This is a genomic window from Glycomyces buryatensis (assembly GCF_004912275.1).
GTDB lineage: Bacteria > Actinomycetota > Actinomycetes > Mycobacteriales > Micromonosporaceae > Glycomyces > Glycomyces buryatensis.
Window position 1 is genome coordinate 17702 of the sequence record NZ_STGY01000053.1, and the last position, 12160, is coordinate 29861.

The following is a 12160-nucleotide window of genomic DNA, read 5'->3' on the forward strand; positions in this document are numbered from 1 at the left end:
ATGCATTGGTTCGGCGGCCGGCGAGTCAGTACAGTAAGGCTGTGGACGCGAGAGGCGCATTGGATCGGCTGCAGGCCGCGAAGGCGGACGGGAGTCTGAATGAACTGTGCGAGCGGTTCGGGCTCGACCTGGTCGTCGTGTTCGGGTCTGTCATCCGTGACGACGCCGAGCCTCGGGATCTTGACATCGCCGTGCACTACCGAGGCGAGCGGCCGAGCCCGGTGGCGATGGTCGAGGCCTTCGTTCAGCTGACCAGGTTCGACCAGATCGACTTGATGGACTTGAATCGAGCCGATCCCTTTGCGCGCGAACAGGCGCTGGTGGGGACTCTGCCGCTGGTGGAACGCGATTCCGAGCTGCTGCCGACCATGCAGATGACGGCGATGAACCAGCGCATGGACACCGAGTGGTTGCACCGCATGAGCCTGGAGGCGATGGCAGGATGACTCGGGAGTACCGGCTTTCGTTCCAGTCAGCGGCCAAGGCCGGTGCGATCACGCAGGAATTGGCGTCGGAGTTGGCGCCGAGCGCGAGTATGCGCAACATCATCGTGCACGGCTACCTAGAGGTCGACAACGCCGTGGTGGCGGAGTCCATCCCGAGATTCCGCCGGGACTATCGCGAGTATGTTCGCCAAGTAGCCCAATACACTCTGGACCTCGACGAGGAGTGAGTCCAGGCCGGGGGTACTTCAACTCGCCGAGGGCGCCCGCGCGTCCTCGGCGAGTTTGTTTTCGTGCTGCCGCTCCGCCTTCGACCACAGCGTGGCCAGGTCGGCGAGGTCGAGCGACAGGCCGAAGTCGACGGTCAGCAGTTCGGCGAACTCGGTCTGGTCGGCCAGCACGTGGACCGACTTGCCGTCGGGCAGGGTCGGATCGAAGACCGAGAGGGTCCGGGCCCGCAGGACCGTCACCGAGTTCAGGCCGGAACGCTGCACCGTCAGGGTCTTCACGAATCCCGACTCGGGCGAGGTCTCCAGCTCCAGGCACTTCTCGGCGAAGTCCTCGGCCCGCCTCGGGGCGGGGTCGAGGTCGAAGGACAGGTCCACAATGCGCGGGTCGAGCGTGCAGCGCCACAGGCCCCCGTCGAGCCGCCACAGCCCGAAGTTGAAGGCCCCCACCCGGTGGCTGCCCTCGCTCAGCGGCAGGGGATCGGCGAAGCCGGCGCCGAGCCCGGCGTCGACCAGGAACTCGCCCTCGCGAAGTCGGACCAGCAGCGGCATGTGGTTGAGCCAGTTGCGGTCCCCCTCGGTCTTGCGGGCGACCGCGCCGCGGACCCGCCGGACATCGAACCCCAGCGCCTCCAGGACATGCGCGAGCAATCCGTTCTGCTCGAAGCAGAAGCCGCCCCGTCCGCGCTTCACCAGCTTGTCGAACAGGGAGTCCGCGTCGAGCCGGATGCGCCGTCCGAGTTGGACATCGAGGTTTTCGTAGGGGAGGGCGTCGTGGTGCGCCCGGTGCAGGCGCCGTAGCGCGTGGAGGGTCGGGCGCCTGGGCGTGGCGAGGCCGATCCGCTCCAGATAGGCCGCCAGCTGCGAGGAGTCGAACACCCCCCGACCCTAGCGCGCGAGTCGGGCCGCACGACCGACCCGGTCAAAGGCGTTGCGAGGGCGAACAACTCTCGCGGCCGCAATGCCACTTGTCGCCCCGGTGTGGCATAGTCCCGTATTGCATTGCCGCACTGTGCGCATTGCCGCACTGTCCCTCCCCGGAATCGCCCCCTTGTAAGGAGACCCTCCTATGGTCATGGGCCCCACCCACGCCATGTCCGGCGCCGCGCTGTGGCTGGCGGGCTCGGCCGTCGCCGCGTCCGTCTTCAACATCGACCAGACCGCCGCGGAGCTCGCCGTCGGCACCGTCGCCTGCGCCGGCGCCGCCCTGTATCCCGACATCGACTGCGCCGGAAAGGTGACCGAGAACAAGGGTGGATCCACTGTGGCCCGCTCCTTCGGGGTCGCCTCGCTCATGGTCGCCGAGGTGGTCGAGCGGCTCTGCTACTGGTTCTACCTGATCACCAAGTCCAAAAAGGATAAGAAGCGGAAGAACGGCCACCGCACCTTCACCCACACGGCCCTCCACGCCGGCATCATGGGCGTGGGCGCCGGACTGCTCGGGGCCTACGTCGGCAAGTACGCCGTCATCGCGATCCTGTTCATCCTCACCGGACTCGCGGTGCGCGGGCTCATGGGCGAGACGGTGAGGAAGCACGGCTGGCTCGTCACCACCGGCGTCTCCCTGGCCATGGCCTACGGCATGTTCCACCTGCTCGACGCCAACCGCTCCTATTGGATCCTGGGCCTGGCAATGGGCATCGGCTGCTTCATCCACATCCTCGGCGACATCATCACCAAGATGGGCTCGCCGCTGTTCTTCCCGCTCCCGATCAAGCGCCGGAACTGGTTCGACATCGGCGGCGGCAGCGGCATCCCGGCCGGCGGCAAGGTCGAGAACCGCATCCTGCTGCCCGCGCTGACCGTGATGACCGTCCTCGGCATGGCCTACTTCCTGCCCGAAGTCCAGTGGCTGCTCTTCGATCGCGGCAACGCCTGACGAGTCCGGTAGTTCTCCCGATCTTCTAGTTCCACCCCCCGCCAGCGATAGGCGCGGCGCCCTGCTGACGAATATGAAGGCTCAGGCGCCGCGCCGAAATCCTGTCGGCGGTGTCGGACCCCCGAGGTAAACTCGACCGGTCGCCGGAAGCGGGCCTATCGGGCTCGAATCCGGCCCGTCGTCGTGCCCGCAGCCCCGGAGGATGCAATGCCGCAAGCGCAGCCGAAACTCAACGGCCTGCTGGCCGCCGCTCAGGCAGCACCGAAGCTCGCCCGAGTAGCCGACCTCGCGGCGGACTCACCGCTCCCGGTCGACCTCATCGCCGTCCCCGGCGCGCGTCCGCTCGCCCTCGCCCAGGCCGTAAGGGGCGCCACCGGCCCGGTCCTGGCTATCACCGCCACCACCCGCGAGGCCGAAGAACTCACCGAGTCCCTGGCCTCCTTCATCCCCGAGAGCGACATCGCCCTCTACCCGGCCTGGGAGACCCTGCCGCACGAACGCCTCTCGCCCCGCAGCGACACCGTCGGCGCCAGACTCGAACTGCTGCACCGCATCCACGCCGGCGACGTCCCGCGCGTCATCGTCACCCCCGTGCGCGGCGCCCTCCAGCCCCAGCTCAAGGGCCTCGGTGCGCTCGAACCCATCCACCTGAGCCGCGGAGACGAGACCGATCTCACCGAACTCGCCGAGCGCCTCCACGGCCTCGCCTACGAGCGGGTCGACCTGGTCGAGAAGCGCGGCGAGTTCGCCGTGCGCGGCGGCATCCTCGACGTCTTCCCGCCCACCGCCCAGCACCCGCTGCGGCTCGAATTCTTCGGCGACGAGGTCGACGCGATCCGCGAGTTCTCCGTCGCAGACCAGCGCTCGCTCGACCCCGCCCCAGAACTTCGCGCCGTCGCCTGCCGCGAACTGCTCCTGACCGACGATGTCCGCGCCAAGGCCGCCGAGATCGGCCAGAGCCACCCCGGCTTGGCCGAGATGTGCGCCAAGCTCAGCGAGGGAATCCCCGTCGAGGGCATGGAGTCGCTCCTGCCCGTCCTGGCCGGCGCCGACCACCTGGAGCTGTTCAACGAGACCCTGCCGCAGTCGGCGCTGGTCATCGCGATCGAGCCCGAACGCATTCGCAAGCGGGCCGCCGACCTGGTCGCCACCTCGAACGAATTCCTCGAAGCCTCTTGGGCCGCAGCGGCAGCCGGGGCCCAGGCGCCGGTCGACCTGGGCGCCGGGGTCTTCCACGACCTGGCCGACGCCCGCACGGTCGCGCTCGGTGCCGGCCAGCGCTGGTGGACGGTCTCCCCGTTCGCCGCCGCCCCCGACCTGGACCCCGTCGCTGCCGAGCTGGCGGCGATCACCGGCGAGGCCCCGTCCGACGTCGCTCCGGACGACTTCATCACCGTCGACCTGGGCATCGCCGAGGCCCCGCGCTACCACGGGGACTCGGCCAAGCTCATCGAGGACATGAAGTCCTGGACGAAGGCCGGTCGCGCCGTCGCGGTCGTCTATCCGGCCCTCGGCGGTTCCGAGCGGGCCGCCGAGCAGCTCAAGGCCGCCGGGATCGGCGCGCACCTGGCCGACCCGCCCGAGGCATTCGTGCCCGGCGAGGTCGTCGCCTGCGTCGGGACGCTCACGCTCGGCTTCGCCTCCGAGCAGCTGGTGTGCGTCACGGCCGCCGATATCGCCGGCGGCAAGGCCCTTGCGGCCCAACGCCCCCGGGCGGGCAAGGCCGCCAAGCGGCGCGGCGTGGTCAATCCGCTCGAGCTCAGGTCCGGCGACTTCGTCGTCCACGACTCCCACGGCGTCGGCAAGTACATCGAGATGGTGCGCCGCTCGATCGGCGGCGCCGAGCGCGAGTACCTCGTCATCGAGTACGCGGCCTCCAAGCGCGGCCAGCCCGGCGACCGGCTGTTCGTGCCGACCGACGCGCTCGACCAGCTGACCCGCTATGTCGGCGGCGAGGCCCCGACCGTCCACAAGCTCGGCGGGACCGACTGGCAGAAGACGAAGCGCCGCGCCCGCAAGGCCGTCCGCGAGATCGCCGCCGAGCTGATCCAGCTGTACGCGGCCCGCCAGGCCGCCGAGGGGCACGCGTTCAGCTCGGACACGCCCTGGCAGCGGGAGCTGGAGGATTCCTTCCCCTACATCGAGACGCCCGACCAGATGTCCGCGATCGTCGACACCAAGTCCGATATGGAGGCGCGGGTGCCGATGGACCGCCTGGTGATGGGCGATGTCGGCTACGGCAAGACCGAGGTGGCGGTGCGGGCGGCGTTCAAGGCGGTCCAGGACGGCAAGCAGGTCGCGGTCCTGGTGCCGACCACGCTCCTGGCGAGCCAGCACTACAACACGTTCATCGAGCGCATGGGCCAGTTCCCGGTGCGCGTCAAGCAGCTCTCGCGGTTCCAGTCCACGCGCGAGGCCGCCGAGATCCAGCGGGGCATCGCCGCCGGCGAGGTCGACATCCTGGTCGGGACCCACCGGCTGCTCCAGGCCGAGACCCGCTTCAAGGACCTGGGTCTGATCATTGTGGACGAGGAGCAGCGCTTCGGCGTGGAGCACAAGGAGAAGCTGAAGGCCCTGCGGGCCTCGGTGGACGTGCTCACCATGTCGGCGACGCCGATCCCGCGCACCCTGGAGATGGCGGTGACCGGGATCCGCGAGATGTCGACCATCGCCACCCCGCCCGAGGAGCGCCACCCGGTGCTGACGTATGTGGGCGCCTGGGAGGCCAGGCAGGTCGCCGCCACGATGCGGCGCGAGCTGCTGCGCGACGGCCAGGTGTTCTACCTGCACAACCGGGTCGAGTCGATCGACCGGGCCGCGGCACGCCTGCGCGAACTCGTGCCCGAGGCCAGGGTCGTGGTGGCCCACGGGAAGATGGGCGAGGGCCAGCTGGAGAAGATCATGCAGGGCTTCTGGGAGGGCGAGTTCGACGTGCTCGTCTCGACCACGATCATCGAGTCCGGCATCGACATCCCCAATGCCAACACCCTCATCGTCGAGCGGGCCGACCTGCTCGGTCTCTCGCAGCTGCACCAGATCCGGGGGCGCGTCGGCCGCAGCCGCGAGCGGGCCTACGCCTACTTCCTGTACCCGCCGGAGCAGCCGCTGTCGGAGACGGCGCACGAGCGCCTGGCGACGATCGCGCAGCACTCCGAGCTCGGCGCGGGCATGTACGTGGCGATGAAGGACCTGGAGATCCGCGGCGCCGGCAACCTGCTCGGCGCCGAGCAGTCCGGGCACATCGCCGACGTCGGCTTCGACCTGTACCTGCGCATGGTCGGCGAGGCCGTCACGTCGTTCAAGGGCGGGGGAGAGGAGCCGCCGGCGCCGGTCAAGGTGGAGCTGCCGCTGGACGCGAACGTCCCGGTCGACTACATCGAGGTCGAGCGCCTGCGTCTTGAGATGTACCGCAAGATCTCCGAGGTCCACGACGCCGCCGCGCTGGACGAGGTGCGCGAGGAGATGGAAGACCGCTACGGCCCGGCCCCCGACCAGGTGCAGACCCTGTTCCACCTGGCCCGGTTCCGGCTCCTGGCGCGCCGCCACGGCCTGACCGACATCACGTTGCAGGGCAAGAACCTCCGCTTCTCGACCGTCGAGCTTCCCGATTCGAAGCAGATGCGGCTGCGCAGGCACTACCCGGATGCGCACTACAAGGAGGCGGCGGGCCTCATCTCGGTCCCGCGCCCGACCACGTCCAAGATCGGCGGGAAGCCGATCGACGGACTGGCGCTGCTCCAGTGGTGCGCCGACCTGATCACCGACGTCCTTCCGGAAGTCGAAGCGCCCAAAGGGGAATGACGGGGCGTTACGGTGCCCCGACATTTCGGGACATGAATATGTTCTGGATCATGATGTCAGTGCGGTGTCTCACTGGCAGCAGACGAGACGCTAATCTTTCCGGACGCGCGCCGAGGTAGGTGCACGACTCACACGGAGGAAGGCATGCACGTCACCGCTCTCGCCTGGGCCGGCACGATCGGGCTCATCGTCGCACTGCTCGTGATCGACCTGGTCATGGCCGCGATCCGGCCCCACAAGGTCGGTTTCAAGGAGGCCACCGCCTGGTCGGTCTTCTACATCCTCGTCGCGATCGCATTCGGTGTCTGGGTCGGGCTGTACTACGGCGGCGACTCGGGGACCGAGTACTTCGCGGGCTACATCATCGAGAAGAGCCTGTCGGTCGACAACCTCTTCGTCTTCGTCATCATCATGGCCACCTTCTCGGTACCCGACAAGCGTCAGCACAAGGTGCTGACGTGGGGCATCGTGCTGGCGCTCATCATGCGCGCGATCTTCATCCTCGCGGGCGCCGCGCTGCTGGACCTGTTCTCCTTCACGTTCCTGCTGTTCGGCCTGCTGCTGGTCTACACGGCGGTGCAACTGTTCCGCCACCGGGACGAGGACCCGGACATCGAGGACAACCTGATGGTCAAGGGCGCCCAGCGCCTCCTGCCCGTCAGCAAGGACTACGTGGGCGGCAAGCTCTTCGCCAAGATCGACGGCAAGCGCATGGTCACCCCGCTGTTCATCGTCCTCATCGCCATCGGCAGCGTTGACCTGCTGTTCGCGCTCGACTCGATCCCGGCGATCTTCGGCGTCACCGACGAGGCCTTCATCGTCTTCACCGCCAACGCCTTTGCGCTGCTCGGTCTGCGGGCTCTGTTCTTCCTGGTGCAGGGCCTGCTCGACCGCCTGGTCTACCTCTCGGTGGGCCTCGCCCTGATCCTGCTCTTCATCGGCGCGAAGCTGATCCTGCACTGGCTCCACGTCGACATCAGCCACTCGGTCCCCGAGATCCCGACAATGCTTTCGCTCGGCGTGGTCCTCGGCATTCTCGCCGTCGTGACGGTCGCCAGCCTCCTCAAGACCCGGGCCAACCCGGAAGCGAAGGCCCACGCGGGTTCGCTGAGTGCCAAGCCGAAGCAGGACGAGCCGAACGAGTAGCCGTTCGTCGCTCCTGAACGCGGAGGCCCGCCACCGGAAACGGTGGCGGGCCGGTTTTGTCTTTTTCGGAGGTCACAGCTCGTCGAGCACGTGGATCTCGTCCACGGTCGCGTCGGTGACCAGCGAGAACGCGGCCTTCGCTGCCTCGGGCGCGGGCGGGATCTCGCGGGCAGCCTGGAGGTCGGCCGCGGAGTCCCAGCGCCAGATGCCGACGTAGCTGGTCTCGTCGATACGGCCGAACTGGGCGCGGGCCAGGCCGGCCCCGGTGTCCTTGACGTCCGCGACGAGCGCGGCGTGCCGGGAGCGGAGCTCCTCGACGTTCTCGGGGGCGACGGTGAAACGGGTGACGGTGATGACGGACATGGCGATGCTCCTTGCGTGGTGATCGGTTCGATGCGGTTTCAGAAGGCGTAGGAGCCGAAGCGGCCCCAGGCGACGAAGGCGGCGAGCGCGAACAGGACGACATTGACGGCGATGGCGCTGCCCTCCTTGCGACGGGCGTGGGTGAGGGCGGCGCCGACCATAAGGACGGCGATGCCGGTGGCGGCCAAGGGGACGAGCACCGGCGCGATGCCGGTGAGCGCGGGCAGGATCAGCCCGATCGCGCCCAGGATCTCCAGCAGGCCGATGGTCTTGACCGCCCCGAGGGGGAAGCCCTCGACCCAGGCGAGGCCGTTGGACTTGAGTTTTTCCTTGCCGTGGACGGTGGTCAGGGCCCCCGCGAAGAGGAAGGCGAGCGCGAGGACCGAAGCGACGATCCAAAGGGTGGTGTTCATGGCGGGTCTCCGATGCGAATTTCACTAGAGTTCATCACTAGTGTTTGACTCTAGTTATACACTCTAGGCATGACCATCGTCAAGGGAACAGGCAAGCGAGCCGAGAAGGCCAGGCTGACCAGGCGGAAGATCCTCGACGCCGCGCATCGGCTCTTCGTGGAGCACGGGTACGGGACGACCACGCTCAAAGACGTCGCCGACGAGGCCGGGGTGGCGGTGCAGACCATCTACTTCGTCTTCGGCAACAAGCGAACCCTGGTGAAAGAGCTGGTCGACGTCACCATCGCCGGCGACGACGAACCCGTCCCCACCCTCGGCCGCGACTGGTTCCAGGAGGCGGTCGAGGCCGAGACGGGCCAGGAGCTGCTGGAGCGGTTCGTGGAGGGAACCTCGGGTGTGTTGGCCCGGGTGGCCCCGATCCTGAAGGTGATCGCGACGGCCGCAGCGACCGACCAGGAGCTGGCAGCGGAGTGGGACCGGGCCGAGGACCCGAGATACACGGTGATCACCAGGGCCGCTACGGCATTCCTGGAGAAGCCGGGTGCGAGGAAGTCACTGACTGTGGAGGAGGCGGCGGACCGGATGTTCGGTCTCTTGAGCCCCGAGCTCTACCAGGTCATGGTCGCCGACCGAGGATGGGACGAGGGGGAGTGGCAGCGGTGGACGCTGGGGCTGCTGCGGTCCGAGCTGTGTGAATGAGCAACGGCCCCGCCTTCAGCGAGGGCCGAGATGCATTGTCGGGCTTGTCTAGCGCTCGGATTCCTGGAGCAGCGCGGTGTGCTGACGCACCCTGTCAGACCCCGGCGATACCGTCGCCGTACCCAGCGAACGGAGCGACCCTTGACGACCGCAGACACCGATGACACTCTCGCCTACTACACCCGGCCCGGCCCGTTCACCGACGCGGGAAGTCACCTCGAAGCCCTGCGCGCGCTGCCCAGCGACATTCCCGACCTCCTCGATTCGCTCCACGGCCTCCTCATCCACGAGCACCTGACCTGGGCCTACGGAGTCGACCACCGTCCCGACCACAACGAGACCTCCAACCTCCGGGCCATCGGGGACGTCATCGGCCGCCTCCTCGCCGACGGTCGACCCCTCACTGACCGGCGCGAACCGGCCGAACGAGTCGCCGGCACCTGCCGCGACTTCACCGTCTTCGCCGTCGCCGCCCTTCGCGCCCACGGCATATCGGCCCGCGCCCGCTGCGGATTCGGCGCGTACTTCGGGGTACCGACCAATGAGGACCACTGGGTCGCCGAGTACTGGAACGCCGACGAGAGCCGCTGGATTCTCACGGACGCTCAGGTTGACCAGCGCCAGCGCGAACTGTTCGGCATCGACCTCGACGTGACCGACGTGCCCCGAGACCAGTTCATCGTCGCGGGCCTCGCCTGGCGACGCTGTCGCGCTGGCGAGGACGATGCGAACCGCTACGGGCTCAAAATGACTGAAGAGTTCGGCGACTGGTGGATCGCCGCCAACCTCATCCGCGACGCGGCCGCGGTATCCAACATGGAGATGCTTCCCTGGGACGTCTGGGGCGCCATCCCCGAACCGGAGGACGTGATCGACGCCGATCTCACTGCGCTGCTCGACAAGCTGGCCGGTCTTACCGCCGATCCGGAGACCGCCGCCGACGCCCGGACGCTCTACCGCAAAGACGACCGGCTGCACGTTCCCGCGACAGTCCGAAACGCCAATCGAGGCCATGACGAGCCGGTGTTTCTTCGCGGCTGAAGATCCGGTTCAGAGACAACTGAATCAGAGAGAGCGATGCGGCCCCCGCCGTACGGCGGAGGCCGAGATGTGTTGTAGGGCTTGTCTAACGCTCGGACTGCTGGAGCAGGGCAGTGAAGTCGGCGGTCTTCAGGTCGAAGATCGGGGAGTCATCGGCAAGCTTGCTGTCACGAACCTGGAAGCCGGTGCCTGCCGGGCGAGCCTCCACGCAGTCGGTGTTCGGACCCTGGCTCCGGCTCGACTTGCGCCACGGGGCGACCCGCAGTTCTACGCAGGCGCTGTTCTCGGCGCCTTGGCTCCGGCTCGACTTGCGCCACCCATCCTGGCTCATCGCTGGATCTCCTTCAGGGACTTGGCTGGTCGGAGCCCTCCCTCGAAGATCTGGCTGTACGTGCCCACGGCGTCGCTGTTCTCGTAGAACCGGCGCTCGTAGGGGCTCTCCAGATAGACGATGCTGGGCTCCTCGATGTTCCTGAAGGATAGTACGGAGAACGGCACATTCAACAGCGGATATGGCCCGTCTGCCAGAGGCAGGTACTTGATAGTCACGTTCGGATGCTCGTCGAGTTCGAGCATGTGAGTGAGCTGTTCCTGGTCGCAGCCGCTGCGGAGCACTGCCTCACTGATGAGGAAGCGTAGCCGGATCGAGTCGAGCCTGCGCATCAGATCAGTCTGTCGGTTCAACCTGTCTGCGACGAGGTTTGGGAGCCGATGCTCTTCGATGCCAACTCTCTTGAATACTTCTCGAATGTAGGCCTCCTTTTGGAGCGCACCTGGAACGAACATGGTCTCGAACTTGTCGAGTCCAACTGCCAGTCGCTCGAACTCCAAATAGGCATCCCACCCTGAATTCTCGACCGCGTGGCTTGGCTGAGCCCACATGGCGTCGTTCACGAAGCGCCAAATGCGTTCCAGCTCGTAGCGGATCTGGCGCGGCGCGCCGTAGTGTTCGGCGAGCCTTCCGATGACCGCGAAGGTCAGCCGGGTGGGCTGGCCTTCTTCGAGGCGTCTGAGGGTCCGAGTCGAACCCGCGATGGCGGCCGCCTCGGGATCGGTGACGTTCATTCCGGCCAATTCCCGCTGCGCTGCAAGCTCTCGGCCGACTTGCCTACGAAGTTCCGAAACTGTCGACATCACCTCAGTATCGCAATTACCGCCCATTGTGCAACCTTCAACGCGGTCCGAAACTATATGGCAGTTTGGGGGCCCATACTGCCATCTCCTTATGGCACAGGCTGTCTGACCCAGACCGCCGCCACCTGTCCTACCAGGTGTTTCGCCTTGATCCGTCGACCGCTGACTCCCTACTCTCGACTCGAATCCGCTGAAGCGGATGGGAGGAGAGCGAGCAATGAGTTCAACACCGACCAAGCGCCACGCCGCGCCCGATCCATTGGAACGGGGACGATTCAGCGACGGGGCAAGAGTCTTCACCGTCCACGCATCTAGCAATGAGGCCCCGGATTCCTTCCAAGCCACCCTGGACGGGGATCGGCTCGGAATCGTCCTCGTCGTCTCGGGACTGACCACCGGCATGCGCTACGCATCCTGGGGGGACGGGTGGAGGACGGCCTCGAAGACCTGGCAGCGCTGGTTTGAGGACCAGGCGTTCATGGCCTTCTACAACGGCAATCGCCCGCCGAGCGGAGAGGTCCGGTTCTTCAATGGCTAAGACCGCCTTCGATCTTCCGCCCGGCGGGGAGCACCGCATGGGATCTTTCAAAAGGGGCCCCGCCGCCTTCACCATCTTCAAGATCAGCGGCCACCCGGCTCCGAACCGCTACCGCGTCGACTGCGATGACGGCAACGGCCCCAACGAGGTCTGCACCTTCTCGAACAAGCCCGGCGAGTCCACCAGATGGCGCGGCGCCTGGAACAACGACGAATGGTGCCAATGGATAGAGGAACAGGCCTGCAAGCTCATCGCCGAATCCGAGAACAACTAACGAAAAATCTGGACCCCCGGTTCAAAAACCGTGCCACGAGGGTCCGACATAAACCCTCGCGGCGGAGGCTCGTACCAGGCGGCGATTCGGCTGGCTGTCTGGGTGCGCATCGTTTGGGGTTCAGACGAATCAGCGATGGAGAGGTGTGGAGGGTGGCGGTTGTTCGTTGCCGGGGTGGGGGTCTTCGGTGGGCCGGTGCGGG

Annotated in this window: 14 protein-coding genes; 9 read left to right on the forward strand and 5 right to left on the reverse strand. The window is 67.1% G+C overall.

Features of this window, described 5'->3' with window-relative positions; genetic code table 11:
* Window positions 1-41: 41 nt before the first annotated feature.
* On the forward strand, window positions 42-446 hold the full coding sequence (locus tag FAB82_RS13395) for a nucleotidyltransferase family protein (protein WP_136535040.1): 405 nt from the start codon (window positions 42-44) through the stop codon (window positions 444-446).
* Window positions 443-673 carry a HepT-like ribonuclease domain-containing protein gene (locus tag FAB82_RS13400; protein ID WP_136535041.1) on the forward strand — a complete coding sequence of 77 codons (231 nt, stop codon included), beginning with the start codon at window positions 443-445 and terminating at the stop codon, window positions 671-673. The genes FAB82_RS13395 and FAB82_RS13400 overlap by 4 nt, the downstream gene beginning before the upstream one ends.
* Before the next feature lie 18 nt (window positions 674-691).
* Here the strand turns inward: FAB82_RS13400 and FAB82_RS13405 are convergent, their stop codons facing one another.
* Complete coding sequence (locus FAB82_RS13405) at window positions 692-1549, reverse strand: arylamine N-acetyltransferase family protein (protein ID WP_136535042.1); 858 nt, start codon at window positions 1547-1549, stop codon at window positions 692-694.
* 190 nt (window positions 1550-1739) lie between these two features.
* Here FAB82_RS13405 and FAB82_RS13410 point away from each other — a divergent pair, with 190 nt between their 5' ends.
* The 3 genes from FAB82_RS13410 (at window position 1740) to FAB82_RS13420 (ending at window position 7496) form a co-directional block, all read left to right on the forward strand.
* Window positions 1740-2549: a metal-dependent hydrolase gene (locus tag FAB82_RS13410; protein ID WP_211116585.1), complete on the forward strand. Its 810-nt coding sequence runs from the start codon at window positions 1740-1742 to the stop codon at window positions 2547-2549.
* 207 nt (window positions 2550-2756) lie between these two features.
* The gene (gene mfd / locus FAB82_RS13415) at window positions 2757-6350 is read left to right on the forward strand and encodes a transcription-repair coupling factor (RefSeq protein WP_136535044.1); all 3594 of its coding nucleotides are present in this window, start codon (window positions 2757-2759) and stop codon (window positions 6348-6350) included.
* A gap of 144 nt (window positions 6351-6494) precedes the next feature.
* The gene (locus FAB82_RS13420; RefSeq protein WP_136535045.1) at window positions 6495-7496 is read left to right on the forward strand and encodes a TerC family protein; all 1002 of its coding nucleotides are present in this window, start codon (window positions 6495-6497) and stop codon (window positions 7494-7496) included.
* A 72-nt stretch (window positions 7497-7568) separates the two neighbouring features.
* Here the strand turns inward: FAB82_RS13420 and FAB82_RS13425 are convergent, their stop codons facing one another.
* Window positions 7569-7859 (reverse strand): antibiotic biosynthesis monooxygenase, encoded by a 291-nt coding sequence (locus FAB82_RS13425; protein ID WP_136535046.1) that lies wholly within the window; start codon window positions 7857-7859, stop codon window positions 7569-7571.
* Between the two features lie 38 nt (window positions 7860-7897).
* Window positions 7898-8272 carry a DoxX family protein gene (locus tag FAB82_RS13430; protein WP_136535047.1) on the reverse strand — a complete coding sequence of 125 codons (375 nt, stop codon included), beginning with the start codon at window positions 8270-8272 and terminating at the stop codon, window positions 7898-7900.
* Window positions 8273-8341: 69 nt separating this feature from the next.
* Here FAB82_RS13430 and FAB82_RS13435 point away from each other — a divergent pair, with 69 nt between their 5' ends.
* Together FAB82_RS13435 and FAB82_RS13440 are read left to right on the forward strand one after the other, a co-directional pair.
* A complete protein-coding gene (locus FAB82_RS13435) occupies window positions 8342-8971 on the forward strand; it encodes a TetR/AcrR family transcriptional regulator (RefSeq protein ID WP_136535048.1) in 630 nt (209 codons plus the stop codon).
* A gap of 141 nt (window positions 8972-9112) precedes the next feature.
* Window positions 9113-10012, forward strand: coding sequence for a transglutaminase-like domain-containing protein (locus tag FAB82_RS13440; protein WP_211116586.1), 900 nt, complete (start codon window positions 9113-9115; stop codon window positions 10010-10012).
* 85 nt (window positions 10013-10097) lie between these two features.
* On the opposite strand, the gene FAB82_RS13445 is transcribed toward FAB82_RS13440, so the two are convergent.
* Both FAB82_RS13445 and FAB82_RS13450 read right to left on the reverse strand, forming a co-directional pair.
* The gene (locus FAB82_RS13445) at window positions 10098-10343 is read right to left on the reverse strand and encodes a DUF397 domain-containing protein (RefSeq protein ID WP_136535050.1); all 246 of its coding nucleotides are present in this window, start codon (window positions 10341-10343) and stop codon (window positions 10098-10100) included.
* Window positions 10340-11077, reverse strand: a complete 738-nt coding sequence (locus FAB82_RS13450; RefSeq protein ID WP_136535051.1) for a helix-turn-helix domain-containing protein — start codon at window positions 11075-11077, stop codon at window positions 10340-10342. The genes FAB82_RS13445 and FAB82_RS13450 overlap by 4 nt, the downstream gene beginning before the upstream one ends.
* Before the next feature lie 286 nt (window positions 11078-11363).
* On the opposite strand from FAB82_RS13450, the gene FAB82_RS13455 reads away from it, so the two are divergent.
* A complete protein-coding gene (locus FAB82_RS13455; protein ID WP_136535052.1) occupies window positions 11364-11684 on the forward strand; it encodes a hypothetical protein in 321 nt (106 codons plus the stop codon).
* The gene (locus FAB82_RS13460; protein ID WP_136535053.1) at window positions 11677-11958 is read left to right on the forward strand and encodes a hypothetical protein; all 282 of its coding nucleotides are present in this window, start codon (window positions 11677-11679) and stop codon (window positions 11956-11958) included. The genes FAB82_RS13455 and FAB82_RS13460 overlap by 8 nt, the downstream gene beginning before the upstream one ends.
* The last annotated feature ends 202 nt before the right edge of the window (window positions 11959-12160 follow it).

Excerpts from the sequence above, each read along its gene's own strand:
- FAB82_RS13400 (WP_136535041.1), top strand. The coding sequence starts at position 443 with ATGACTCGGGAGTACCGGCTTTCGTTCCAGTCAGCGGCCAAGGCCGGT.
- FAB82_RS13410 (WP_211116585.1), top strand. The coding sequence starts at position 1,740 with ATGGTCATGGGCCCCACCCACGCCATGTCCGGCGCCGCGCTGTGGCTG.
- mfd (WP_136535044.1), top strand. The coding sequence starts at position 2,757 with ATGCCGCAAGCGCAGCCGAAACTCAACGGCCTGCTGGCCGCCGCTCAG.
- FAB82_RS13420 (WP_136535045.1), top strand. The coding sequence starts at position 6,495 with ATGCACGTCACCGCTCTCGCCTGGGCCGGCACGATCGGGCTCATCGTC.
- FAB82_RS13425 (WP_136535046.1), bottom strand. The coding sequence starts at position 7,859 with ATGTCCGTCATCACCGTCACCCGTTTCACCGTCGCCCCCGAGAACGTC.
- FAB82_RS13430 (WP_136535047.1), bottom strand. The coding sequence starts at position 8,272 with ATGAACACCACCCTTTGGATCGTCGCTTCGGTCCTCGCGCTCGCCTTC.
- FAB82_RS13435 (WP_136535048.1), top strand. The coding sequence starts at position 8,342 with ATGACCATCGTCAAGGGAACAGGCAAGCGAGCCGAGAAGGCCAGGCTG.
- FAB82_RS13445 (WP_136535050.1), bottom strand. The coding sequence starts at position 10,343 with ATGAGCCAGGATGGGTGGCGCAAGTCGAGCCGGAGCCAAGGCGCCGAG.
- FAB82_RS13450 (WP_136535051.1), bottom strand. The coding sequence starts at position 11,077 with ATGAACGTCACCGATCCCGAGGCGGCCGCCATCGCGGGTTCGACTCGG.
- FAB82_RS13455 (WP_136535052.1), top strand. The coding sequence starts at position 11,364 with ATGAGTTCAACACCGACCAAGCGCCACGCCGCGCCCGATCCATTGGAA.
- FAB82_RS13460 (WP_136535053.1), top strand. The coding sequence starts at position 11,677 with ATGGCTAAGACCGCCTTCGATCTTCCGCCCGGCGGGGAGCACCGCATG.